The 25,273-nt window shown below is 65.5% G+C and carries 20 protein-coding genes; 9 read left to right on the top strand and 11 right to left on the bottom strand.

The window, feature by feature from the left end:
* Positions 1-109: 109 nt before the first annotated feature.
* From ppsA to J2T47_RS22340, 8 genes are all read left to right on the top strand, one after another.
* On the top strand, positions 110-2,479 hold the full coding sequence (gene ppsA / locus J2T47_RS22375; protein WP_253451719.1) for a phosphoenolpyruvate synthase: 2,370 nt from the start codon (positions 110-112) through the stop codon (positions 2,477-2,479).
* A 65-nt stretch (positions 2,480-2,544) separates the two neighbouring features.
* Positions 2,545-3,519: an alpha/beta fold hydrolase gene (locus tag J2T47_RS22370; RefSeq protein ID WP_253451717.1), complete on the top strand. Its 975-nt coding sequence runs from the start codon at positions 2,545-2,547 to the stop codon at positions 3,517-3,519.
* A 96-nt stretch (positions 3,520-3,615) separates the two neighbouring features.
* Entirely contained in the window at positions 3,616-4,104 is a 489-nt protein-coding gene (gene rraA, locus J2T47_RS22365) for a ribonuclease E activity regulator RraA (protein WP_024765711.1), read from the top strand.
* A 101-nt stretch (positions 4,105-4,205) separates the two neighbouring features.
* Positions 4,206-5,204, top strand: a complete 999-nt coding sequence (locus J2T47_RS22360) for a zinc transporter ZntB (RefSeq protein WP_081516451.1) — start codon at positions 4,206-4,208, stop codon at positions 5,202-5,204.
* 54 nt (positions 5,205-5,258) lie between these two features.
* Complete coding sequence (locus J2T47_RS22355) at positions 5,259-5,507, top strand: hypothetical protein (RefSeq protein ID WP_017516812.1); 249 nt, start codon at positions 5,259-5,261, stop codon at positions 5,505-5,507.
* A gap of 2 nt (positions 5,508-5,509) precedes the next feature.
* On the top strand, positions 5,510-6,334 hold the full coding sequence (locus tag J2T47_RS22350; protein ID WP_045208529.1) for a mechanosensitive ion channel family protein: 825 nt from the start codon (positions 5,510-5,512) through the stop codon (positions 6,332-6,334).
* Positions 6,335-6,407: 73 nt separating this feature from the next.
* Positions 6,408-6,998 (top strand): RNA polymerase sigma factor SigX, encoded by a 591-nt coding sequence (gene sigX / locus J2T47_RS22345; protein ID WP_045208526.1) that lies wholly within the window; start codon positions 6,408-6,410, stop codon positions 6,996-6,998.
* A 109-nt stretch (positions 6,999-7,107) separates the two neighbouring features.
* Entirely contained in the window at positions 7,108-8,169 is a 1,062-nt protein-coding gene (locus J2T47_RS22340; RefSeq protein ID WP_253451715.1) for an OmpA family protein, read from the top strand.
* 67 nt (positions 8,170-8,236) lie between these two features.
* Here J2T47_RS22340 and cobA read toward each other — a convergent pair whose 3' ends face one another.
* From cobA to acnB, 11 genes are all read right to left on the bottom strand, one after another.
* Positions 8,237-8,974, bottom strand: a complete 738-nt coding sequence (gene cobA, locus J2T47_RS22335; RefSeq protein ID WP_253451713.1) for a uroporphyrinogen-III C-methyltransferase — start codon at positions 8,972-8,974, stop codon at positions 8,237-8,239.
* A gap of 36 nt (positions 8,975-9,010) precedes the next feature.
* A complete protein-coding gene (locus J2T47_RS22330; RefSeq protein ID WP_253451711.1) occupies positions 9,011-11,725 on the bottom strand; it encodes a nitrate reductase in 2,715 nt (904 codons plus the stop codon).
* A 33-nt stretch (positions 11,726-11,758) separates the two neighbouring features.
* Positions 11,759-12,088 carry a nitrite reductase small subunit NirD gene (gene nirD / locus J2T47_RS22325; protein ID WP_253451709.1) on the bottom strand — a complete coding sequence of 110 codons (330 nt, stop codon included), beginning with the start codon at positions 12,086-12,088 and terminating at the stop codon, positions 11,759-11,761.
* A gap of 55 nt (positions 12,089-12,143) precedes the next feature.
* A complete protein-coding gene (gene nirB, locus J2T47_RS22320; RefSeq protein ID WP_253451707.1) occupies positions 12,144-14,594 on the bottom strand; it encodes a nitrite reductase large subunit NirB in 2,451 nt (816 codons plus the stop codon).
* Between the two features lie 267 nt (positions 14,595-14,861).
* Positions 14,862-16,616, bottom strand: coding sequence for a bifunctional protein-serine/threonine kinase/phosphatase (locus J2T47_RS22315; protein WP_253451705.1), 1,755 nt, complete (start codon positions 16,614-16,616; stop codon positions 14,862-14,864).
* Positions 16,617-16,618: 2 nt separating this feature from the next.
* Complete coding sequence (locus J2T47_RS22310) at positions 16,619-17,830, bottom strand: nitrate/nitrite transporter (RefSeq protein ID WP_253451703.1); 1,212 nt, start codon at positions 17,828-17,830, stop codon at positions 16,619-16,621.
* 313 nt (positions 17,831-18,143) lie between these two features.
* Positions 18,144-18,572 carry a thioesterase family protein gene (locus tag J2T47_RS22305; protein ID WP_253451700.1) on the bottom strand — a complete coding sequence of 143 codons (429 nt, stop codon included), beginning with the start codon at positions 18,570-18,572 and terminating at the stop codon, positions 18,144-18,146.
* 122 nt (positions 18,573-18,694) lie between these two features.
* The gene (locus tag J2T47_RS22300; protein WP_253451698.1) at positions 18,695-19,387 is read right to left on the bottom strand and encodes a polysaccharide lyase family 7 protein; all 693 of its coding nucleotides are present in this window, start codon (positions 19,385-19,387) and stop codon (positions 18,695-18,697) included.
* A gap of 236 nt (positions 19,388-19,623) precedes the next feature.
* Positions 19,624-20,202 carry an ANTAR domain-containing response regulator gene (locus J2T47_RS22295; protein WP_253451696.1) on the bottom strand — a complete coding sequence of 193 codons (579 nt, stop codon included), beginning with the start codon at positions 20,200-20,202 and terminating at the stop codon, positions 19,624-19,626.
* A gap of 2 nt (positions 20,203-20,204) precedes the next feature.
* Entirely contained in the window at positions 20,205-21,407 is a 1,203-nt protein-coding gene (locus J2T47_RS22290; protein WP_253451694.1) for a CmpA/NrtA family ABC transporter substrate-binding protein, read from the bottom strand.
* 387 nt (positions 21,408-21,794) lie between these two features.
* Entirely contained in the window at positions 21,795-24,404 is a 2,610-nt protein-coding gene (acnB, locus tag J2T47_RS22285; protein ID WP_151186560.1) for a bifunctional aconitate hydratase 2/2-methylisocitrate dehydratase, read from the bottom strand.
* A gap of 382 nt (positions 24,405-24,786) precedes the next feature.
* Between acnB and J2T47_RS22280 the strand changes: the two genes are divergently transcribed.
* Positions 24,787-25,263, top strand: coding sequence for a DUF1289 domain-containing protein (locus tag J2T47_RS22280; RefSeq protein ID WP_253451692.1), 477 nt, complete (start codon positions 24,787-24,789; stop codon positions 25,261-25,263).
* Positions 25,264-25,273: the final 10 nt, after the last annotated feature.

Raw genomic sequence — 25,273 nt, 5'->3', positions numbered from 1 at the left:
TGCAAGGCCCTTTGCCGGGGCATTCTCACCCATTTTTCCGGCCCCGGCCAGAAGGGTGGGGCCGCTCCGACTTGTATGAGCTTTTCCAACACATAGTGGAGAGATCACCTTGGTAGAGTACGTAGTTTCCCTCGATAAGCTCGGCGTCCACGATGTCGAACATGTGGGGGGCAAGAACGCATCCCTGGGCGAAATGATCAGCAACCTCGCCGGTGCCGGCGTTTCCGTACCGGGTGGCTTCGCCACTACCGCCCAGGCCTACCGTGACTTCCTCGATCAGAGCGGCCTGAACGATCGCATCCACGCGGCGCTCGACGCCCTGGACGTGGACGACGTCAACGCCCTGGCCAAGACCGGCGCGCAGATCCGCCAATGGGTGATGGACGCCGAGTTCCCCGAGCGTCTGGATGCCGAGATTCGCAAGGCCTTCGCCGAGATGGCCGGCAGCAACGACAACATGGCCGTGGCCGTGCGTTCCTCCGCCACTGCCGAGGACCTGCCGGACGCTTCCTTCGCCGGCCAGCAGGAGACCTTCCTGAACATCCGCGGCGTGGACAACGTGATCCGCGCGGCCAAGGAGGTCTTCGCCTCCCTCTTCAACGACCGTGCCATCGCCTACCGTGTGCACCAGGGCTTCGACCACAAACTGGTCGCCCTGTCCGCCGGCGTGCAGCGCATGGTCCGCTCGGAAACCGGCACCGCCGGCGTGATGTTCACCCTGGACACCGAATCCGGTTTCCGTGACGTGGTGTTCATCACCGGCGCCTACGGCCTCGGCGAGACCGTGGTGCAGGGCGCGGTGAACCCCGACGAGTTCTACGTCCACAAGCCGACCCTGGAAGCCGGCCGCCCGGCCATCCTGCGTCGCAACCTGGGCAGCAAGGCCATCAAGATGATCTACGGCGAAGAAGCCAAGGCCGGCAAATCGGTCAAGGTGGTCGACGTGGAGAAGGCCGATCGCGCCCGATTTGCCCTGTCCGACGCCGAAGTGACCGAGCTGGCCAAGCAGGCCCTGATCATCGAGAAGCACTACGAGCGTCCGATGGACATCGAGTGGGCCAAGGACGGTGACGACGGCAAGCTGTACATCGTGCAGGCCCGTCCGGAAACCGTTAAGAGCCGTTCCAGCGCCAATGTGATGGAACGCTACCTGCTCAAGGAAAAAGGCAAGGTCCTGGTCGAAGGTCGCGCCATCGGCCAGCGCATCGGCGCCGGCCCGGTGAAGGTGATCCACGACGTTTCCGAGATGGACAAGGTCCAGCCGGGCGACGTCCTGGTCTCCGACATGACCGATCCGGACTGGGAACCCGTGATGAAGCGCGCCAGCGCCATCGTCACCAACCGTGGCGGCCGTACCTGCCACGCCGCGATCATCGCCCGTGAACTGGGTATCCCGGCAGTCGTCGGCTGTGGCAATGCCACCGCGGCGCTGAAGGATGGCCAGCGCGTGACCGTCTCCTGCGCCGAAGGCGATACCGGCCTGATCTACGAAGGTGAGCTGGGCTTCGACGTCCGCCAGAACTCGGTCGACGCCATGCCCGACCTGCCGTTCAAGATCATGATGAACGTCGGCAACCCGGATCGTGCCTTCGATTTCGCCCAGCTGCCGAACGAAGGTGTGGGCCTGGCCCGCCTGGAATTCATCATCAACCGCATGATCGGCGTGCATCCCAAGGCGCTGCTGAACTTCTCCAGCCTGCCGGCGGACATCAAGGAAAGCGTCGAGAAGCGCATCGCCGGCTACGACGATCCGGTCGGCTTCTACGTCGAGAAGCTGGTCGAGGGCGTCAGCACCCTGGCTGCGGCCTTCTGGCCGAAGAAGGTCATCGTGCGTCTGTCGGACTTCAAGTCCAACGAATACGCCAACCTGATCGGCGGCAAGCTCTACGAGCCGGAAGAAGAGAACCCGATGCTCGGCTTCCGTGGCGCCTCGCGCTACATCAGCGAATCCTTCCGCGACTGCTTCGAGCTCGAATGCCGCGCGATGAAGAAGGTCCGCAACGAGATGGGCCTGACCAACGTCGAGCTGATGGTGCCGTTCGTCCGTACCCTGGGCGAAGCCTCCCAGGTCGTCGACCTGCTGGCCACCAATGGTCTCAAGCGTGGCGAGAACGGCCTGCGCGTCATCATGATGTGCGAGCTGCCGTCCAACGCCCTGCTGGCTGATGAGTTCCTCGAGTTCTTCGACGGCTTCTCCATCGGCTCCAACGACCTGACCCAGCTGACCCTGGGCCTGGATCGTGACTCGGGCATCGTCGCGCACCTGTTCGACGAACGTAACCCGGCGGTGAAGAAGCTGCTGTCCAATGCCATCCAGGCGTGCAACCGCGCCGGCAAGTACATCGGCATCTGCGGCCAGGGCCCGTCGGACCACCCGGACCTCGCCAAGTGGCTGATGGAACAGGGCATCGAGAGCGTGTCGCTGAACCCCGACTCGGTCCTCGACACCTGGTTCTTCCTCGCCGAAGGCCAGTCCTGACGGTTCCTTCTCCATCCTGAGAGGGGCGGGTGATTTCACCCGCCCTTTTTTATGCAAGCGATTCCATGCAAAGCAGCAGTCAACTCTTCCCCGTCGCGCTAGTCAGCGCGGAATTGCGCGGTGACCTCACCGAGGACGTCTACCGCCTCAAGCCGAACAACAGTCCGGACTCCAGCGTCGAGCTGGCCGTCACGCGTCTCGGCCGTCCCGAGGGGCGGCGTGGCGTGCCGGTGATCCTGTTGCACGGCAGCTTCTCCAACCGCCGCTTCTGGTTCTCGCCCAAGGGTATCGGCCTGGGCGCGCACCTGGCGCGTGCCGGCTTCGATGTGTGGATCGCCGAGATGCGCGGCCATGGCCTGTCGCCGCGTAACGAGGACTACGATCGCAATCGCGTGGCCGATTACGCGCGCTTCGACCTGCCGGCCATTGCCAGCTTCGTCGTTGAACAGAGCGGTCAGGCACCGCACTGGATCGGTCACTCCCTCGGCGGTGTCACCCTGGCTGCCGCGCTGGGTGGCGGCTACCTGGGCGAGCAGCAGGCGGCCAGCGCGGCGCTGTGCGGCAGCCAGATCAGCCGCACCTACTGGCCGCTGAAGCTGCCTCCGGTGGCCTGGGGCGGACGCTTCCTGCTCAAGCGCATGGGTGGGTTGTCGGGTTCCCGGCTCAAGCGCGGTCCGGAGGACGAGCCGTTGGGGCTGGCCCTGGAAGCCCTGCACTGGTACAGCCTGTTCGGCCGCTTCGGCGAGAAGGACAACGACTGGTGGGGCGGTTTGCAGCAGGTTTCCCTGCCGGTGCTGGCCATCGGCTCCGACGGCGATAGCCAGGACCCTGCCTGGGCCTGCCGCAAGTTGCTGGAGCAGTTCGGCTCCGCGACACGGCAGTTCCTGCACCTGGGAAGGCGCCAGGGCTTCTCCGAGGATTTCGGCCACGTCGAGATGCTGATCAGCAAGGGGGCCCAGCGTGAAGTCTGGCCGCTGCTGCAATACTGGCTGGAACACAGTGGCCTGCCGGAACGGCAGGGCGCTCTGGCGCAGGCTTGAGCTTGGCGTGGCAGGGAGTAGACTGTGACGCCATTGCGGCTTTCGGTCACATCCAGGCCTGAAACCCTGCCGGATTTCATCAAGAGGAGCTTCTCCATGCATTACGTCACCCCCGATCTGTGCGATGCCTACCCGGAGCTGGTCCAGGTCGTCGAGCCGATGTTCAGCAACTTCGGTGGACGGGACTCCTTCGGTGGCGAGATCGTCACCATCAAGTGCTTCGAAGACAACTCGCTGGTCAAGGAGCAGGTCGAGAAGGACGGCAAGGGCAAGGTGCTGGTGGTGGACGGTGGTGGTTCGCTGCGCCGCGCGCTGCTGGGTGACATGCTGGCCGAGAAGGCCGCCAAGAGCGGCTGGGAAGGCATCGTGGTGTACGGCTGCATCCGTGACGTCGACGTGATTGCGCAGACCGACCTGGGCGTACAGGCGCTGGCCAGCCATCCGATGAAGACCGACAAGCGTGGCATTGGCGACCTCAACGTGGCCGTGACCTTCGGTGGCATCACTTTCCGTCCGGGCGAGTTTGTCTATGCCGACAACAACGGCATCATCGTCTCGCCTAAAGCGTTGAAAATGCCGGAATAATTCGAACCTTCCAGCTAAAGTTCGGGTCAATGCCGGGAGCGCAAGCTTCCGGCATTTTTCATGGGGCCTCGCGCAAGCGACCTTGAGCGAAGGAAAAGGGCATGCAGCAGTACGAAAGCGGCACGGAGCGCGGACTGATCGACGGCTTCGTGCTGGACGGCCACGGTGGTGGTCGGCGGATCACCCGTAGCGAGTTGCCGCTGCTGGATCTCAAGCCCGAGGAAAGCCTCTGGGTGCACTGGGATCGCGGTGTGCCCGAAGCCCAGTCCTGGCTGCGCGAGTCCAGCGGCCTGAATGAATTCGCCTGCGACCTGCTGCTGGAAGAGGCGACCCGTCCGCGCCTGGTCGACCTGGGCGGCGAACGCCTGCTGCTGTTCCTGCGCGGGGTCAACCTGAACCCCGGTGCGGTGCCGGAGGACATGGTTTCGCTGCGGGTCTACGCCGAGTCGCAGCGAGTGATTTCCCTGCGTCTGCGTCCGCTCAAGGCGGTGGCCGACCTGCGCGCCGACCTGGATGCCGGCACGGGGCCGAAGACCGCCTCGGAGGTGGTGCTGTACCTCGCCCACTACCTCACCGACCGCGTCGACACCCTGATCGGCGGCCTCGCCGACCAGCTCGACGCGATGGAAGAGGCCATCGAGGAAGACGAGCGCAGCATTCCCGATCAGCACCAGCTGCGTACCCTGCGACGACGTGCCGCGGGGTTGCGTCGCTACCTGGCGCCACAGCGGGAAATCTACTCGCAGATGGTCCGCTTCAAAGCGTCCTGGACAGTGGCCGACGACGCTGACTACTGGAACGAGCTCTACAACCGCCTGACCCGCAACCTGGAAGAACTGGAACTGGTGCGCGAGCGCATCAGCCTGATCCAGGAAGCCGAACATCGTCGAATTACCGAGCGGATGAACCGCACCATGTACCTGCTTGGTATCATTACCGGCTTTTTCCTGCCCATGAGCTTCGTGACCGGTCTCCTGGGCATCAACGTCGGCGGCATTCCCGGCTCCAGTGCACCCTACGGCTTCGCCGTGGCCTGCCTGGTAATCCTCGGGATAGTGGCGTTCCAATGGTGGATCTTCCGCCGCATGCGTTGGCTCTAGGTGTGACTTTTGAGGTGGTGAGGGCGTCAAGCACCTCACACAGGCGAGGTGCGTATGCACGACCCATTTGAAGAATCCTTGCGCGATCTGCTGCGAATGCCCCCGGAACAGCCGGGAGACGATTCGCGCCTGGATCGCGTCCTGAAGACCGCCAACCGCCAGGTAGGCGCGGGCGATCTGTTCAGCCTGATGGGGCACTGGTTCCAGGCCCTGTCCATTGGCGTGAGCCGTGGCGCCGCGCACCTTGCACCCGTCTCGCGCCACGCGCAGAATTCCGCCCCTTCCGCTGACAAGGCCGACTGAACATGCAATTCGACATCTGGACGCAAAGTCTGCTGACCGCCATGAACACCCTGTGGGGCAAGCTGGCCGGGTTCATCCCGAACCTGCTGGCTGCGCTGGTGATCGTGCTGCTGGGCTTCGTCGTCGCCAAACTGCTCGATGCGCTGCTCTCCAAGCTGCTGGCCAAGCTCGGCCTCGACCGCCTGATGGCGGGTACCGGCCTGACCAAGCTGCTGGCCCGTGCCGGCATCCAGGTGCCGGTCTCGACCCTGATCGGCAAGATCATCTACTGGTTCGTGCTGCTGGTATTCCTCGTCTCCGCGGCGGAATCCCTCGGCCTGCAGCGCGTCTCGGCAACCCTGGACATGCTCGCGCTGTACCTGCCCAAGGTATTCGGCGCGGCGCTGGTGCTGATTGTCGGTATCCTGCTCGCTCAGCTGGCCAACAGCCTGGTGCGCGGCGCTGCCGACGGCGTCGGACTGGAGTACGCCAACGGCCTGGGCCGCGTCGCCCAGTGGCTGGTCATCATCATCAGCATCTCGGTCGCCATCGGCCAGCTCGAGGTCAAGACCGACCTGCTGAACTACATCATTGCCATCGTGCTGATCACCATCGGCCTGGCTGCCGCGCTGGCCCTGGGCCTGGGCAGCCGCGAGGTGGCAGGGCAGATCATCGCGGGCATTTACGTGCGCGAGCTGTATCAGGTCGGACAACAGGTGAAAGTGGCTGATGTCGAAGGCATCATCGAGGAAATTGGTACCATCAAGACTATCCTGCTGACAGACGAGGGTGAGCTGGTGTCGATCGCCAACCGCATCCTGCTCGATCAGCGTGTAACCAGTCGCTGAAGATGATGACCGATTACCGGTACGGCTTCTGCAAAGCCGCGCCGGACGCTGACTTGACCTGGCCCGACCCGACTTGAACAAGCCGCAATCACTGTCCTTGCGCTATGACCCGCGCCAGCTCACCGACGAGGAGCTGGTGGAGCGTTCCCACGAGGAGCTCTACCACGTGACGCGGGCCTATGAAGAGCTGATGCGCCGCTACCAGCGCACGCTCTTCAACGTCTGCGCGCGCTATCTGGGCAACGACCGGGACGCCGATGATGTGTGTCAAGAGGTCATGCTCAAGGTGCTGTATGGTCTGAAGAACTTCGAGGGAAAATCGAAGTTCAAGACCTGGCTGTACAGCATCACTTACAACGAGTGCATTACCCAGTATCGGAAGGAACGGCGTAAACGCAGATTGCTTGATGCGCTGAGTCTGGATCCAGTCGAGGAAGCCTCTGAAGAGAAGGCTCCGAAAGTCGAAGAACGGGGTGGGCTAGACCGCTGGCTAGTTCATGTCAATCCCATTGATCGGGAAATCCTCGTGCTTCGATTTGTGGCGGAACTGGAGTTCCAGGAGATTGCCGACATCATGCACATGGGGCTTAGCGCCACGAAGATGCGCTACAAACGTGCACTCGATCGAATGAGAGAAAAGTTTTCGAATGTGACGGAATCTTAGTCCGGGAAATATTGTCTCTCTGTTTGGCAAGTTCTGATAAACTTGCCACCCAAGTTGTACGGCCTATGGTTAGGACAACTTATTGACCACCAAGATGGGGATTTAACGGATGAAACTGAAGAACACCTTAGGCGTCGTAGTTGGCTCGCTGATCGCCACCGCCGCTGTCAATGCCTTCGCTCAAGGCCAGGGCGCCGTCGAAGTCGAAGCATTCGGCAAGCGCTACTTCACCGACAGCACCCGCAACATGAAGAACGCGGACCTGTACGGCGGCTCCGTTGGTTACTTCCTGACCGACGACGTCGAGCTGGCTCTGTCCTACGGTGAGTACCACGACGTACGTGGCACCTACGAGACCGGCAACAAGAAGGTCCATGGCAACCTGAGCACTCTGGACGCCATCTACCACTTCGGCACTCCGGGTGCTGGCAACCTGCGTCCGTACGTTTCCGCCGGCGTTGGCCACCAGAGCCTGACCAACATCAACTCCGACAACGGCAGCCGTCAGAACCTGACCATGGCCATGGTCGGTACCGGTCTGAAGTACTACTTCACCGAAAACTTCTACGCCAAAGCCAGCCTCGACGGCCAGTACGGCCTGGAGAAGCGTGACAACGGTCACCAGGGCGAGTGGATGGCTGGCCTGGGCGTCGGCATGAACTTCGGCGGCGGCGCCAAGCCGGCCCCGGCTCCCGAGCCGGTTGCTGAAGTCTGCTCCGACTCCGACAACGACGGCGTCTGCGACAACGTCGACAAGTGCCCGAACACCCCGGCCAACGTCACCGTTGACGCCAATGGCTGCCCGGCTGTTGCCGAAGTCGTTCGCGTTCAGCTGGACGTGAAGTTCGACTTCGACAAGTCCAAGGTTAAAGAGAACAGCTACGCTGACATCAAGAACCTGGCTGACTTCATGAAGCAGTACCCGTCCACCTCCACCACCGTTGAAGGCCACACCGACTCCGTCGGCACCGACGCCTACAACCAGAAGCTGTCCGAGCGTCGTGCCAACGCCGTTCGTGACGTACTGGTCAACGAGTACGGTGTTGAAGGCGGCCGCGTAAACGCTGTTGGTTACGGTGAGTCCCGTCCGGTTGCTGACAACGCAACTGCCGAAGGCCGCGCTGTTAACCGCCGCGTAGAAGCCGAAGTAGAAGCCCAGTCCAAGCAGTAATTGGTCTGAGCTCCTGAGAAAAACCCGGCCTAGGCCGGGTTTTTCTTTGCCTGCAGGAAAGTGAAAGTCAGGCGCTCTGGGCCAGGATCGCCTGCTGCGCGGCAGCGGCAACCTCGCCGATCACCAGGATCGCCGGACTCTTCAGGGCAAGGCGTTGGGCGTCTTCGAGCATGCCGGCCAAGTGGCTGCGGAACTCGCGCTGAGCGGGCAGGGAGGCGTTCTCGATCATCGCCACCGGCGTGCCGGCTGCCATGCCGCCTTCGAGCAGGCCGTCGCGGATTTCCGCCAGTTTTGCCACGCCCATGTACACCACCAGCGTTGTTCCGCCTTCTGCCAGGCCGCGCCAGTTCAGCGGGCTGTCATCCTGGGTGTGCGCGGTCACCAGGGTTACGCCCCGGCTGACGCCGCGCAGGGTAACGGAGATGCCGCACTGGGTCGCGGCTGCCAGCCCGGCGGTGATGCCGTTGACCAACTCGCAGTCGATGCCCCGCGCGGAAAGCCAGTCTGCCTCTTCGCCACCACGGCCGAAGATGCACGGGTCGCCGCCTTTCAGGCGTGCGACGCGGCGTCCCTGACGGGCGTAGCGCAGCATCAGGCGGTGGATGAAGTCCTGCGGTGTGGAGCGGCAGCCGCCGCGTTTGCCAACGCAAATCACCCGCGCAGAAGGGCAGTGCTCCAGCACCGCCGGGTTTACCAGGTCGTCGATCAGCACCACGTCGGCCTGAGCCATGGCCCGGACGGCCTTCAGGGTCAGCAGCTCCGGGTCGCCGGGGCCCGCGCCGATCAGCCAGACTTTTCCACTCATGTCGTTCTCCTCAGGCTGCCGTCTTCGCGGCTTGATTCAGGCGGTAGCGGCCAGCGGCTTCTGAGCCAGCAGGCGCTTGATTTCCGGTACGCAGGAGCCGCAGGCGGTCCCGCACTTGAGTTCGCATTGGAGGCCTTCCAGGTCGAGGCCCTTGTCGATCCCGGCCCGGATGCGGCTCTGGCTGACGTTCAGGCAGCTGCACAGGGTCTTGTCGGCAGCGGCTCCCGCCTTGCCCGGCGCGGCACTGAGCGGCGCGAGCAGCCAGCGGCGCAGTTCCTGATCGGCGCGGCCTTCCTTCCACAATTCGCGCAGCCAGGCGCGGGCAGCGGTTTCGCCGGCCAGGCGCAGCGAGACAATTCGCGATTGTTCGATACGCACGCGTTTGCCGACGGTGCGGCGCGGATCGTCATAGGCCATGACCGGGCCGTCGCCGAGGTCGAGCAGGGTGTCGATACGGGCCAGCCAGTCCGCACTGGGGGCATCAACGTGCGCAGCACGGATCACCAGTGCCGGGCGCTCGCGGCCGCTGGGGCTGAAGCTGGCGTAGCGCAGGTCTTCGAACAGCGGGCGCAGGGCATCGAAGCGCTGCTGCACCTCGCCTTCCACCAGGGCGAAGAACTGCCAGGGCAGTTCGATGCGGCTGACTTCCACGGTGGCGTGTTTCAGCTCGGGTTGGCGTGACAGCGGGTCCACCGCCGGCAGGGTCAGCACGTTGATTCCGAGGCCCTTGAGGAAGCGGTCGCCCCAGTGCATCGGCAGGAAGGCCTGGCCGGGGCGCAGGCGCTCATCGGCTTGCACCGGCAGCACCAGCTCGCCACGGCGGCTGTGCAGGCGCACCAGCTGGCCGTCGCTGATGCGCCGGCGGCGCAGTTCATCCGGGTGCAGGCCGAGTACGGCTTCCTCCACGTGGCCGAACAGTTGCGGTGCGGTGCCGGTGCGGGTCATGCCGTGCCACTGATCGCGCAGGCGGCCGGTGTTGAGGATCAGGGGATAACGCGCATCGCGTTTTTCCTTCGGCGCGCGGTAGGGCTCGGCGATCAGCCGGGCGCGGCCATTGGCGGTAGGGAACTGGCCGTCGCCATACAGGCGCTCTGTGCCCTGGGCCGCACCGGAAGGGAAAGGCCATTGCTGCGGGCCGCGGGTGTCCAGCAGCGCGTAGTCGACGCCGGAGAGATCGAGGTCGCGCTCGCGGGTCAGCTGCTTGTATTCGTCGAACAGGGCGGACGGCGAGGCGAAGTCGAACAGGCTGTTTTCGCCGGGGCGCAGGCGCTGCTCCAGGCGGCGGGCGAAGTCGCAGACGATGCTCCAGTCCGCCCGCGCTTCGCCGATTGCCGGGATGGCTGGGCGTACATGGCTGATGCGGCGTTCGGAGTTGGTCACCGTGCCTTCCTTCTCGCCCCAGCTGGCGGCCGGCAGCAGCAGGTCGGCGTACTGGCAGGTCTCGCTGGTAGTGAAGGCTTCCTGGACGATGACGAAGGGGCAGGCGGCCAGGGCTTCGCGCACGCGGGTCTGGTCCGGCAGCGATTGTGCCGGGTTGGTGCAGGCGATCCACAGGGCCTTGATACGCCCATCGCGTACCGCGTCGAAGAGTTCGATGGCGCTCAGGCCGGGGTTCTCCGGCAGTTGCTCGACGCCCCAGTAGGTGGCGACTTCGGCGCGGTGTTCGGCGTTCGCGGCTTCTCGGTGGCCGGGTAGCAGGTTGGACAGGCTGCCGGTCTCGCGGCCGCCCATGGCGTTGGGCTGACCGGTGAGAGAGAAGGGGCCGGAACCGGGGCGGCCGATCTGCCCGGTGGCCAGGTGCAGGTTGATCAGCGCGCTGTTCTTCGCGCTGCCGGCGCTGGATTGGTTCAGCCCCATGCACCAGAGCGAGAGGAAAGACGGCGACTGGCCGATCCACTGGGCCGCGCGCTGCAGGTCATCGACGGCGATGCCGCAGATTTCCGCCACGGCCAGCGGGCCGTAATCACGCACCAGAGCCTTCAGTTCATCCAGGCCATCGGTGTGGGCGTCGATGAAGGCGCGGTCGATCCAGCCTTCCCAGAGCAGGATGTGCAGGATGCCGTGGAACAGCGCGACGTCGGTGCCGGGCAGGATCGCCAGGTGCAGATCGGCTTGTTCGGCGGTGTCGGTGACGCGCGGGTCGATGACGATCAGCTTCATCTCCGGGCGACGCGCGCGGGCCTCTTCGAGGCGGCGGAACAGCACCGGGTGGGCGTAGGCCATGTTGCTGCCGGCGATCATCACGCAGTCGCTCAGCTCGATGTCCTCGTAGCTGCAGGGCGGGGCGTCGGCGCCGAGGCTGCGCTTGTAGCCGACCACCGCCGAAGACATGCACAGGCGCGAATTGCTGTCGATGTTGTTGGTACCGACCAGGGCGCGGGCGAGCTTGTTGAAGGCGTAGTAGTCCTCGGTCAGCAACTGGCCGGAGACGTAGAAGGCGACGCTGTCCGCCCCGTGCTCGCGAATTGTTTCGGCGAAGACGCCGGCGGCGTGCTCCAGCGCGGTATCCCAGTCGGTGCGGGTACGTGCCAGGCCCTTGCCCAGGCGCAGCTCCGGGAACCGCGCGCGGGCATCTACGTCGCCAGTGAGGTGCAGGGTCGAGCCCTTGCTGCACAGGCGGCCGAAGTTGGCCGGATGCTGCGGGTCGCCCTGCACGCCGAGGATACGCTCGTCGTCGTGCTCGATCAGTACGCCGCAACCCACGCCGCAATAGCAGCAGGTGGATGCGGTGGTGCGACGGTTCGGGGTCATGGCGCGGCCTCGCTGTGAATCAAGGTCGGGGGATCAGGCGCAGTGGGCGAGGTTGTCGCGCAGGGCCAGCAGCACGCGGCCATCCTCGACCTTCACGTCGTGGCGATGGGCGCAGCCCTGGTCGGGAGCCACCGCCTCGCCGCTGGCCAGTTCGATCTGCCAGTTGTGCAGCGGGCAGGCCACGCGCTTGCCGTAGATCAGCCCCTGGGACAGCGGGCCGCCCTTGTGCGGGCAGCGGTCGTCGAGGGCGAATACCTCGTCATCGGAGGTACGGAAGATCGCGATGTCGCCCTTGGGGCCGGCGATGACGCGCGAGCCCAGCGGGTTGATGTCGTCCAGGGCGCAGATGTCGAACCAGTTCATGGGGTGTCTCCGGCAATCGGGTAGTAGGGGCCCCGGTGGCGGGGCCCGGCGGCATTCAGGCGGGTTCCAGTTGGGTCAGGGGAATCCGCTCGAATTCCTTCTTCAGCGGCTGCTGGGCGATGCGTTCCTGCCACGGGTCCTGCTCCAGCGACAGGGAGAACTGCAGGCGGGCGTTGAGCGCCTGGCGGTTGTCCGCGTCTTCCAGCACGGCCTTGCGGATGCGCTCCATGCCCACGCGCTGCAGGTAGTGCACGGTGCGTTCGAGGTAGAAGGCTTCCTCGCGGTAGAGCTGGAGGAATGCGCCGCTGTACTCGCGGACTTCGTCGGCGGTCTTGAGCTTGACGAAGAACTCCGCCACCTCGGTCTTGATCCCGCCGTTGCCGCCGATGTACAGCTCCCAGCCCGAATCCACGCCGATGATGCCGATGTCCTTGATGCCGGCCTCGGCGCAGTTGCGCGGGCAGCCGGAGACCGCCAGCTTGACCTTGTGCGGCGACCACATGTTGAACAGGTCGTGCTCCAGGTCGATGCCCAACTGGGTCGAGTTCTGTGTGCCGAAGCGGCAGAACTCGCTGCCGACGCAGGTCTTCACGGTGCGGATGGACTTGCCGTAGGCGTGGCCGGAGGGCATGTCCAGTTCCTTCCAGATCGCCGGCAGGTCATCCTTTTTGACCCCCAGCAGGTCGATGCGCTGGCCGCCGGTGACCTTGACCATGGGCACCTGGTACTTGTCGGCGACGTCGGCGATGCGCCGCAGTTCGGCGGCGTTGGTGACGCCACCCCACATGCGCGGGACCACCGAGTAGGTGCCGTCCTTCTGGATGTTGGCGTGGGCGCGCTCGTTGATCAGGCGCGACTGCGGGTCGTCCTTGGCCTCGCCCGGCCAGGTGGAGATCAGGTAGTAGTTCAGCGCCGGGCGGCAGGTGGCGCAGCCGTCCGGGGTGCGCCAGTCCATGAAGCGCATGGCGCTGCCCAGGGTGACCAGGTGGTGCTCGCGGATCGCCTGGCGTACCTGGCCGTGGTTGAGGTCGCTGCAGCCGCAGATGGCCTTTTCGCTCTTGGGCTTCACGTCCGCCGCGCCGCCCACGGTGCTGATCAGGATCTGCTCCACCAGCCCTGCGCAGGAGCCGCAGGAGCTGGCGGCCTTGGTGTGCTTCTTCACTTCGTCGACGCTGAACAGGCCGTTCTCCTGGATCGCCTTGACGATGGTGCCCTTGCACACGCCGTTGCAGCCGCAGACTTCCGCGGTATCCGGCATGTTCGCCGCACTGCTCTGGCCCTGGTGGCCGACGTCGCCGATGCTGCTTTCGCCGAACATCAGGTGGTCGCGGATTTCGCTGACGTTGTGGTTCTCGCGGATCTGCCGGAAGTACCAGCCGCCGTCGGCGGTGTCGCCGTAGAGGCAGGCGCCGACCAGCACGTCGTCCTTTATCACCAGCTTCTTGTACACGCCGCCGATGGGGTCGGAGAGGGTGATGGTCTCGGTGCCTTCGCCGCCCATGAACTGGCCGGCGGAGAACAGGTCGATGCCGGTGACCTTGAGCTTGGTCGAAGTGACCGAGCCCTGGTAGCGGGCGAAGCCGAGCATGGCCAGGTGGTTGGCGCAGACCTTGGCCTGCTCGAACAGCGGTGCCACCAGGCCGTAGGCGATACCGCGGTGGCTGGCGCATTCGCCCAGGGCGTAGATGCGCGGGTCATAGGTCTGCAGGGTGTCGTTGACCAGGATGCCGCGGTTGCAGGGCAGGCCGGTCTTTTCTGCCAGTTCGGTGTTGGGGCGGATGCCGGCGGCCATCACCACCAGGTCGGCGGCGATCACTTCGCCGTCCTTGAAGCGGATGGCGCAGACGCGGCCGCTGCCGTCGTCGATCAGCTCTTCGGTGTGGGTGTTGAGGCGGAACGCAATGCCGCGCGATTCCAGCGCTTCCTGCAGCAGCTTGCCGGCGGTGCGGTCCAGTTGGCGCTCCAGCAGCCAGTCGGAGAGGTGCACCACGGTGACGTCCATGCCGCGCTGCTTGAGGCCGTTGGCCGCTTCCAGGCCGAGCAGGCCGCCGCCGATGACCACGGCGTGGCTATGGGTGCCGGCGGTGTCGATCATGGTCTGGGTGTCGGCGATGTCGCGGTAGCCGATCACGCCCTGCAGGCGGCTGCCTGGTACCGGCAGGATGAAGGGGTTGGAGCCGGTGGCGATCAGCAGACGGTCGTACTCGGCCTCGGTGCCGTCTTCGGCGTAGACCTTGCGGCGATGACGGTCGATGCGGCTGACCTTGCGGTTGAGCAGCAGGCGGATGCCGTTCTCGCTGTACCAGTTGAGGTCGTTGAGGACGATGTCCTCGAAGGCCTGTTCGCCGGCCAGGACGGGGGAGAGCAGGATGCGGTTGTAGTTGGGGTGGGGCTCGGCGCCGAACACGGTGATGTCGTAAAGATCGGGGGCGATCTTCAGCAGTTCTTCCAGGGTCCGCACACCGGCCATGCCGTTGCCGATCAGTACGAGCTTGAGCTTTTTCATGTCAGGGCTCCGTCACGCAATCGCGGAAAACAAAAAAGGCGTCCCGCCGGTTACCCAGCGAGGACGCCTTTGTCCAAGTCCCGATCGATCGGGAAGTGCGAGCCTCTTCGTTGAGGGACGCGCTTTTGTAGATTGTTGCGATCGTTATTGCAGGGGCTGTGCCAACTTGCTCTGACCGCGGTTTGCGGGGCTTTCAGCAGGCCCGTCCTGCCTGGTGGGCTTTTTGCTGCACTGTGGTGATGCGTTCTGAACCGAACTGGTGCGCCTTCAGCCCCCGTGCAGCAGCCAGAGCAGCAGTCCCAGGTTGATCGCCAGCGAGGCCAGGGCGACGCCGCGCCAGACCCGCAGTGGTTCGCGTTCCAGCAGCGGGCGTGGGCGCGGCGGTGCCTGGCGTTCACCTTGTTCGAGGGCCAGCAGGCATTCCTCGGCGGTTTCGAAGCGCTGGTGTGGCTGCGCGGATGTCAGTTTCGCCAGCCAGTCGTCGAGCCAGGCCGGCACGTCCGGGCGATAGCGGCTGGCCGGGGCGGGCGCGGCGAAGCGTGGATGCTGGAAGGCTTCGATCTCACCATAGGGGTAGTGCCCGCAGAGCAGCCGGTAGAGCGTGACGCCGGCCGCGTAGAGATCCTGACGGGCTTCCGGCGCCGCGCCCTGGAAGGATTCCGGAGCGAGGTAACTCGGGGTGCCGGGTAGGTCGTGCGGGTCTTCCTGCGACAATCCCGGACAGTAGGCCAGGCCGAAGTCCAGCAGGCGCAGCTCGCCGTCTTCGGCCCAGTGCAGGTTCTCCGGCTTGATGTCGCGGTGCAGGATGTTGCGCCGGTGCAGTTGGCCCAGGCCGCGAAGCAGGCGCTGGGCAAGGTTCAGCCAGTCGGGCAGGTTCATGGGGCCGTTGAGCGTCATGTGCTCGTCCAGCGTCTGCCCCGGGTATTCGCGCATCACGTAGTACAGGTGCTGGCGTTGCGGCAGGCTGTGCAGTTCGGGGAAGTAGCGGCCTTGCACGCGGCGCAGGAACCACTCTTCCAGCAGCAGTGCCTGGGCGGCTGCGGCGGAGGCGCGCAGCGCCTGCGGCAGGGTCTTGAGCAGCCAGGGGCGATTCTGCCGGTCGCGCACGCGGTAGATCAGCGATTGGCGCGACTGGGCCAGCTTGCCTTCCACCTGCCAGCCTTCGAACTCCTGGCCGTCCCGCAGGGTGGGTGGTGCGGGCCAGTGGTCGAGCTGGGCGAGGGCGTCGCCGAGGCTCGCGGGCGGCAGTTCGTTTACCTGCAGGAGCAAGGCGCTGGCGTTGTCCTGGCTGCCGGCCAGGTGGGCGGCGCTGACCAGTGCATCGGCGCAGGCTTGCAGGCTCTGTGCGTCCTCCAGCAAACGCTGGATGGCGCTGTCGCCAAGGGTGGCCCAGATGCCGTCGCTGACCAGCAGGAAGCGCTGTCCGGCTTCCAGTTCGCCGTCGCAGTAGTCCACCACCAGATGCTGGTCGAGGCCCAGTGCGCGCTTGAGCACGTGCTGCATGCCAGGCTGCTCCCAGACGTGGTCCTGGGTCAGGCAATCCAGCTGGCCGGCGTGCCAGCGGTACAGGCGGCAGTCGCCGACATGGGCGAGGGTGAAGCGCCGGCCGCGCAGGACCAGCGCAGTGAGGGTAGTGAGCAGCGGCTGGCCGCCGCCGTTGGCCTGCAGCCAGCGGTTCTGCGAGATCAGCAGGCGGTCGAGGGCCTGGGCAACGGCCCAGGTCTCGGGGGTGGCGTAGTAGTCGGCGGCCAGCGCCTGCAGGCTCAGGCGCGCGGCCAGGCCGCCGTCGGCGCAGTGGCTGACGCCGTCGGCGATGGCAAACAGGTGCCCCTTGCTGGCGGCCAGCCCGGCAGGCGGGGTGACCACCCGCAGGGCATCCTGGTTCTCGTCGCGCGGGCCGGTGGCGCTGGCCTGGGCGAAGCTCAGACGCAGCTCTTGGTAGGAGCGAGCTTGCTCACGAACGGAGTTCCCGACAGCTCCGGCTGGATGCGGTTCGCGAGCAAGCTCGCTCCTACAGGCCATGGTCAGACTCGCGCCGCGGTAACGGCGGCGCTGCCCCAGGTGGTGCGCCAGCGGGCTTTCACCGCGTGCAGGCCGAACCAGGCCAGGACGCCGAGGCTGGCGAACAGCCAGAGGCCGATCTGGTAGTCGCCGGTGGCCTGCTTGATCGCGCCCAGGCCCGCCGTCAGGCAGAAGCCGCCGATGCCGCCGGCCATGCCGATCAGGCCGGTCATCACGCCGATGGTCTGGCGGAAGCGCTGCGGCACTAGCTGGAACACCGCACCGTTGCCCGCGCCGAGGCTGAGCATGGCGACCACGAAGAGGCTCAGCGCTGCCACCGCGCTGGGCAGGTGGAAGCCCACGGCAGCGATGCAGATCGAGGCGACGGTATACATCACCAGCAGGCTGCGGATGCCGCCGATGCGGTCGGCCAGGGCGCCGCCCAGCGGGCGCATCAGGCTGCCGGCGAAGACGCAGGCGGCGGTGTAGTAGCCGGCCTGCACCGGGTCGAGGCCGTACTGGTCATGGAAGTACCCGGGCAAGGTGCTGGCCAGACCGAGGAAGCCGCCGAAGGTCACGCTGTAGAAGAACATGAACCACCAGCTGTCACGGTCGCCCAGGGCCTTCAGGTAATCCGCCAGGGACTTCGCCGGCGGACGTTCCGGGGCGTTGCGGGCGAGCAGGGCGAACACCACCAGGGTGGCCAGCAGCGGGATCAGCGCGAAGCCGAAGACGTTCTGCCAGCCGAAGGCGGCGGCGATGGCTGGCGCGAACAGTGCGGTGAGCACCGTACCGGAGTTGCCGGCGCCGGCGATGCCCATGGCCTTGCCCTGGTGCTGCGGCGGATACCACTGCGAGGCCAGCGGCAGGGCCACGGCGAAGGAGGCGCCGGCCATGCCCAGCAGTACGCCGAGGATCATCGCCTGCTCGAGGTTGTGGATGCCCAGCCGCCAGGCGCCGAACAGCGCGCAGATGACGATCACCTGGCCGAGGATGCCGGCGGCCTTGGGCGACCAGCGATCGGCCAGCAGGCCCATGAGGAAGCGCAGGATGGCGCCGGAGAGAATCGGCGTGGCGACCATCAGCGCGCGCTGCTGGGTGGTCAGTTGCAGGTCGGTGGCGATCTGTACCGCCAGCGGGCCGAGGACGTACCAGACCATGAAGCTCAGGTCGAAGTACAGGAAGGCGGCAAACAGGGTCGGCGCGTGGCCGGCTTTCCAGAAACTCGTGTTCATCGAACACCTCATCAGCAACGGTAGAGGAGCCCGGTCGTGCGCCACTTGGCAGCCGCCGGGTTCGAGAAGGTCGTGGGCCCCTGCGCCGGGGCAAACGAAAAAGGCGTCGCTCCACCCACCGCTGTGCGCGGGTGCGGATGCGACGCCTTTGTCGAATTCGGGTAATCGCCGTTGATTACCATCGCCCTGTGCTGAGCAAGGCGCGGGCCAGGATGGAAAATCCCTGGCAGATCAAGGAGATGGGGCGGGAGTTCGGATCATGGATGACCCGGCATAGGGCGCGCCGCAGGGCGGCGTGCCCTGTGCTGGAGCGTCAGGCGACCCAGTTGACGTTGGGGAAGGTGTCGCGGAAGGCCTCGGGGATCGGTACGACCTTGCCCAGCTTGTAGTCGAAGAACACGAAACCGGACTTGGCCATGGCCACCAGGGTGTCGTCGGCCGGGCGGGTGATGCGGAAGATGATGTCGCCGCCGTACTTGTTGAAGTCCATCACGCCGACCTCGAACAGCAGCTGGTCGCGGGCGTGGGCCTCGGCGCGGTAGGTGGTGGCCAGATCGGTGACGATGATGCCGGTCTCGCGGATGCCGTAGTCGAACAGGAAGCGTGCGCGGGCCTCGGAGATCATCGAGATCATCGAGTCGTTGCCCAGGTGGTTGGCGCCGTTGATGTCGGTGACGCGGACGGTGAGCTTGGTTTCGTAGAGGAACAGTTCTTCGGGGAATTCCAGTTTCAGGCGGGCCATGGTGCTCTCGATGACAAGGCGGCGGGCAATGCAATGAATAGTGCGGTGAATAGTGCGGACGTGCTGCGCATTCTACGCGCAGTCCGCCCGCCCCGCGCCTCATCAGGGCAGTGAATGGCGAATCAGCGGTGCGCCGAGTTCAGGTGGAAGACCGTCACCCGCGCGCCCTCGCTGCTGTCGCCGTAGTTGTCGTTGATGTAGGCCCCGGCCTTGAAGTAGAGCAACTGCTTGGACCAGGTGGTGCTGAGGATCTTGCGGTAGTAGTGGGCCCGGCCGTCGGAGGTCTCCACGCGGATCGCCAGGTTGCCTACCGAAGTGACGCGCAGGCTGTAGTTGAAGGTCTGGTCCAGGGCGATGTTGTCGATCAGCGGCACGTTGATGCTGGCGCTGTCGTCGGGGTGGTTGCGCACCAGGGCTTCCAGGCGCCCGCTCTCCAGGGTGGGCAGGTAGTGGTACTGCAGCTTGACCAGTGGCTCGCCATCGCCGGAGTAGGGCGAGCGGCTGTGGATCTGGCCGATGATGATCTTGTTCTTCGACGGCACCTGCTGGACGCTCATGGTCACGCGCAGCTCGTTGTCGCCCTGGTTGTAGTACCAGTTGGAGACTTCGCCGCTGGTGCTGGTCTCGCGCAGTTCGCTGCGCGGGTAGACGCTGTCGGAAGTGTGCGAGCCGTTGACCGGCACCCAGAACACCACCTGGCTGCCGTTGCGCTGGAAGTAGCGGCTCTGGTAGCCCCGGGCGATCTGCTCGGTGCTGACTTCGGTGGGGCGAGGGTCGGTGGGAACGCTGAGGTTCCAGGTGGTGAGGTCGATCATGGGCTTGCCCTTGCTGAGCCGCGCCGGCGGCGAGGTCGGGTGGCGCCGAGGTGCCTAGCCGGCGGCGGCCACTGCGATGCGCCATCGAACCCTGCCGATGACGCTCCTGGGGCCCGGCCAGAAGACCGGGCGGGCGCAGCATAGGGCGTTGCGGTCGAGGAGGGGGCCAGCTCGGCGGCTGGCGAAATGATCGCGCCTTGCCGCCGCTGGCCGTTGGCCGCCTGGTTTTTGCGGCGTCAGTGCCCGAGCATCTCGTGCATCGCAATGATCTGCTCGGCCACCTGCACCAGCTTCTGCTGGCGGCCCATGGCCTGGCGGCGCATCAGGGTGTAGGCCTCTTCCTCGGCGCAGCCCTTCATCTTCATCAGCAACCCTTTGGCCAGCTCGATGCGCTTGCGCTCGGCCAGCTGCAGCTCGCGGGCCTGCAACTGGGCGCGCAGGGCCTGGTCGCTCTCGAAACGGGCCATGGCGACATCGAGGATCGGCTGCAGCCGCTCGGCCTGGATGCCCTCGACTATGTAGGCGCTGACCCCGGAGCGGATCGCCTGACGCATCACCTGCGGGTCGTGCTCGTCGGTGAACATGACGATCGGGCGTGGCTGGTCGCGGCTGACCAGCACCACCTGTTCCATCACATCGCGGCCGGGGGATTCGGTGTCGATGAGGATCACATCCGGATGCAGGGCCTCCACCCGTTGCGCCAGGTCGACCGTGAGGCCGGACTCGTCGATGACTTCGAAGCCGCATTCCACCAGGGCAGCCTTGAGGCGCCCGACCTTTTTCGGGGTGTCGTTGATCAGCAGGACGCGCAGCATGCTCAACCTCGCTCCGCCAGGGCATTCAGCTCGAAGCTGTGGGCATAGCCGGCCGGGTCGCGGCCGTCCCAGAGACGGCCGTCGATCAGCATCGAAGCACGCATTTCGGCGTCCGGCACGCTGACGCCCACGGCGCTGGCGGCTTCGCGATACAGGTCGAGTTGCTGGACCTGGCGGGCGATACCGAGGTAGTCGACGTCCTCGCGCAGCAGGCCCCAGCGGCGGAATTGGGTCATGAACCACAACCCGTCGGAGAGCCAGGGATAGGTGGCCTGCCCGTCGTTGAAGAAGCGCAGCGGGTGCGCATCCTGCCAGGCGTGGCCGAGGCCGTCCTGGTAGCGGCCGAGCAGACGCGGCTCGATGCTGGCCAGCGGGGCGTCGACGTAGTCTTCGCTGCTGATCAGCTGTGCGGCGCTGTGCAGGTTGTCTGCGCTGGCTTCGATGAAGCGGCTGGCGTCCAGCAGGCTCATGACCAGTGCGCGGGCGGTGTTGGGGTACTGCTCGACGAAGGCGCGGGTGGTGCCCAGGACCTTCTCCGGGTGGTCCGGCCAGATCTGCTGGCTGGTGGCGAGGGTGAAGCCCATGCCTTCGTCCACCGCCAGGGCGCCCCAGGGGCCGCCAGCGCAGAAGCCGTCGATACGCCCGGCTTTCAGGTGCTCGACCATCTGCGCCGGCGGCACCACCAGGCTTCTGACGTCCTGCAGGGGGTGGATGCCGTGGCTGGCCAGCCAGTAGTAGAGCCACATCGCATGGGTGCCGGTGGGGAAGGTATGGGCCAGGGTGAGTTGCGCACCGTTCTGGCGCACGTGACTCTGCAGTGCCCCGGCAGAGGTCACGCCGTCGCGGAGCAGTGGGGCGGAGAGGTTGATCGACTGGCCGTTCTGGCACAGCCCCATGAGCACGGCCATGTTGGTGGCCGGAGCGCCGCCCAGGCCCAGCTGCAGATCGTAGATGAGCCCGTAGAGGCTTTGCGCGGCGTCGAGTTCGCCATTGAGCAGGCGGTCGCGCAGGCCGGCCCAGGAGTTCTGTCGTTGCAGGTTGAGCGTCAGGCCGTAGGGCTGGCCGAAGCCCTGAGTCGCGGCCACCACCAGCGAGGCGGAGTCGGTCAGGGCCATGAAGCCCAGATTGAGGGCGGTCTTCTCCGGGGCATCGGAGCCGGCCACCCAGGCCAGGCTGTCCGGCAGTGGGTTGGTGCTGTCGATCATCTCCACCTCTGAACGCAACAAAAAAAGCGCCGCGCCACCTGCCGTCACAGGAGGTAGACGCGACGCCATTGTCGGGGGGCGATCCGCCGTTGGACCGCAGGTATCAGGAGTTGAGCAAGGGCTGTGCCAGGCGGGGGTGGAAAAAAAGAAGCCCCGCCATGGAGGGCGGGGCGCAGAGGAAGGGAGCGCACCTCTGGAGGGTTCCACAAGGGCACCTGAGCACGGATATCGGCAGGAGCCTGTCGTTCACCTTAGCCCCGCAGCCCTGTGGCGCAACCGGTCAATAAGTATTAGGCCCATCGTTAGGGGCGGGCGCGAGCGCTCTGTTTCGGGGCCTGGAAAAGAAAAGCCCCGCACAAGGCGGGGCTTTTCATCACGCTAGGAGTCTCAGACCTGAACGGCCGGGATCTTCGCGTTGGCAGCCGCTTCGCGGAACTCGGCGATCTGGTCGAAGCTCAGGTAGCGGTAGATGTCGGCAGACATGCTGTCGATATCCTTCGCGTAGGCCATGTACTCCTCGACGGTCGGCAGCTTGCCGATGATCGAAGCGACAGCGGCCAGCTCGGCAGATGCCAGGAACACGTCGGTGGCGTCGCCCAGACGGTTCGGGAAGTTACGGGTCGAGGTGGAAACCACGGTCGAACCGGTCTGTACGCGAGCCTGGTTACCCATGCACAGCGAGCAGCCCGGCATTTCCATGCGCGCGCCAGCCTTGCCGTAGATGCCGTAGTAGCCTTCCTCGGTCAGCTGGTGGGCGTCCATCTTGGTCGGCGGAGCCAGCCACAGACGGGTCGGAATGCCACCCTTGACCTTGTCCAGCAGTTTGCCGGCAGCGCGGAAGTGACCGATGTTGGTCATGCAGGAACCGATGAAGACTTCATCGATCTTGCGGCCTTCGACGCTGGACAGCAGACGGGCGTCGTCCGGGTCGTTCGGAGCGCAGAGTACCGGCTCCTTGACGTCGGCCAGGTCGATCTCGATGACCGCGGCGTACTCGGCGTCCTTGTCGGCTTCTAGCAGTTGCGGGTTGGCCAGCCAGGCTTCCATCGCTTGTGCGCGGCGCTCCAGGGTGCGGGCGTCGCCGTAGCCTTCGCCGATCATCCAGCGCAGCAGGGTGATGTTGGACTTCAGGTACTCGGCGATCGCCTCTTCCGGCAGCTTGATGGTGCAACCGGCAGCCGAACGCTCGGCGGAGGCGTCGGACAGCTCGAAGGCTTGCTCGACGGTCAGGTCGTTCAGACCTTCGATCTCGAGGATGCGGCCGGAGAAGATGTTCTTCTTGCCCTTCTTCTCGACGGTCAGCAGGCCGGCCTGGATGGCGTAGTAGGGGATCGCATGGACCAGGTCACGCAGGGTGATGCCCGGTTGCAGCTGGCCCTTGAAGCGCACCAGAACCGATTCCGGCATGTCCAGCGGCATGACGCCGGTGGCCGCGGCGAAGGCGACCAGGCCGGAACCGGCCGGGAAGCTGATGCCGATCGGGAAGCGGGTGTGCGAGTCGCCGCCGGTGCCGACGGTGTCAGGCAGCAGCATGCGGTTCAGCCAGCTGTGGATGATGCCGTCGCCCGGACGCAGGGAGACACCGCCGCGGGTCATGATGAAGTCCGGCAGGGTGTGGTGGGTCTTGACGTCGATCGGCTTCGGATAAGCCGCGGTGTGGCAGAAGGACTGCATCACCAGGTCGGCGGAGAAGCCCAGGCAAGCCAGGTCTTTCAGCTCGTCGCGGGTCATCGGGCCGGTGGTGTCCTGGGAACCGACGGTGGTCATCTTCGGTTCGCAGTAGGTGCCCGGACGTACGCCCTGGCCTTCGGCCAGACCGCAGGCGCGGCCAACCATCTTCTGCGCGAGGGTGAAGCCCTTGCCGCTGTCGGCCGGCGCTTCCGGCTTCTTGAACAGGTCGGAGGCAGGCAGACCCAGCTCGGCGCGGGCCTTCTCGGTCAGGCCACGGCCAACGATCAGCGGGATACGGCCGCCGGCGCGGACTTCGTCCAGCAGAACCGGGGTCTTCAGCTCGAAGGTGGTGACCACTTCGCCGCTGTCATGACGGGTGACCTTGCCTTCGTACGGGTACACGTCGATGACGTCGCCCATGGCCAGGTTGGTGCAGTCGAATTCGATCGGCAGGGCGCCGGCGTCTTCCATGGTGTTGTAGAAGATCGGGGCGATCTTGGTGCCGAAGCAGAAACCACCGCCGCGCTTGTTCGGCACGTAGGGGATGTCGTCGCCGAAGAACCACAGCACCGAGTTGGTGGCGGACTTACGGGACGAACCGGTGCCGACCACGTCACCGACGTAGGCAACCGGGAAGCCCTTGGCCTTGACGGCTTCGATCTGCTTCAGCGGACCGACGGAACCCGGCTGGATCGGCTCGATGCCGTCGCGGGCCATTTTCAGCATGGCCAGGGCGTGCAGCGGGATGTCGGGGCGCGACCAGGCGTCCGGAGCGGGGGACAGGTCGTCGGTGTTGGTTTCGCCGGGGACCTTGAACACGGTCAGGGTCAGCTTCTCGGCGACGGCCGGACGGGCCTTGAACCACTCGCCTTCGGCCCAGGACTGCAGCACGGACTTGGCGGCGGCGTTGCCTTTCTTGGCGCGCTCGGCGACGTCGTGGAAGGCGTCGAACATCAGCAGGGTGTGCTTCAGTTGCGCAGCGGCGACTTCGGCCAGCTCGGCGCTGTCCAGCAGCTCGACCATGGTGGTGATGTTGTAGCCACCCTGCATGGTACCCAGCAGCTCGAGGGCGCGGGTCTTGGAGAGCAGCGGGGAAGTGGCTTCACCCTTGGCGACGGCGGACAGGAAGCCGGCCTTGACGTAGGCAGCTTCGTCCACGCCCGGCGGTACGCGGTTGGTGATCAGGTCGAGGAGAAATTCTTCTTCGCCGGCCGGCGGGTTCTTCAGGAGTTCGACCAGACCAGCGGTCTGTTCGGCGTTCAGCGGCTGGGGCACGACGCCCTGGGCGGCACGCTCTTCTACGTGTTTGCGATAGGCTTCAAGCACAGTATTTCCCTCATCAGTGGTCCCGGAGGACGCGTATCCAGGAGACCTCTCCGATCCATTCGTCAGGCATGGTGGACGGTAATCCACTGACCTACGACGGCACCGGCGATCTCCGGGCAGAAGCTGTTTTCAAAGTTTTACGCCGGGGTGGCCTGGGACTGATGGGAATGGGCGCTTGAGGGAGGCGCCCAGACCGCGCGGCTGCCGGAATCTGTGCTTCGTGACGCTTTGAAAACAGCTTCTTTCGGACAATGACGCCAAAAAGGCGCAGCCATTCTAATGGAATTAATGGGGCTTGGTAAGCCGATTTGCGTGGCGCCCGAGGGTGATCTTGCCTAGACAAAGGGCTAACATGCCCGCTTTGCCAGCTATCTGTTCAGCCATGTCTTCGCAACGCATCAAAACCCCCTGTGTCGGGCTCTGCTCGACGGTCTATGGCGACCTGGTCTGCCGTGGCTGCAAGCGCTTCCACCACGAAGTGGTGAACTGGAACCGCTACGGCGACGAGGAGAAGCGGGCGGTGCTGAGCCGCCTGGAGATCCTGCTGACGCAGGTGATGATGGCCAAGCTGGAGGTCTTCGATGCGTCTCTGCTGCGCAGCCAGCTGGAGCAGCGGCAGATCCGCTTCGTGCCCGAGCAGTCGCCCTATTGCTGGGCCTACCAGCTGATCGCCCGCGGCTCGCGAATGATCAACCAGGTGGAAGCCTACGGCCTGGCGCTGTTGCCGGAGTTCCGTGGCTGGCCGTTGCCGGACCTGCGCGATGCCATCGACAAGGAGTTCTTCATCCTCTCCGAGGCGCATTACGAGCGGTACATCGCACCGAGCTTCCTGGCTGAGGCGCTGGAGTCGCGGGTCTGATAGCCGCCGC

Source organism: Pseudomonas nitroreducens (assembly GCF_024170165.1).
Taxonomy (GTDB): Bacteria; Pseudomonadota; Gammaproteobacteria; order Pseudomonadales; family Pseudomonadaceae; genus Pseudomonas; species Pseudomonas nitroreducens_C.
The sequence above is the reverse complement of the archived record's forward strand: the minus strand, read 5'-3'. Positions and strand labels throughout refer to the sequence as shown.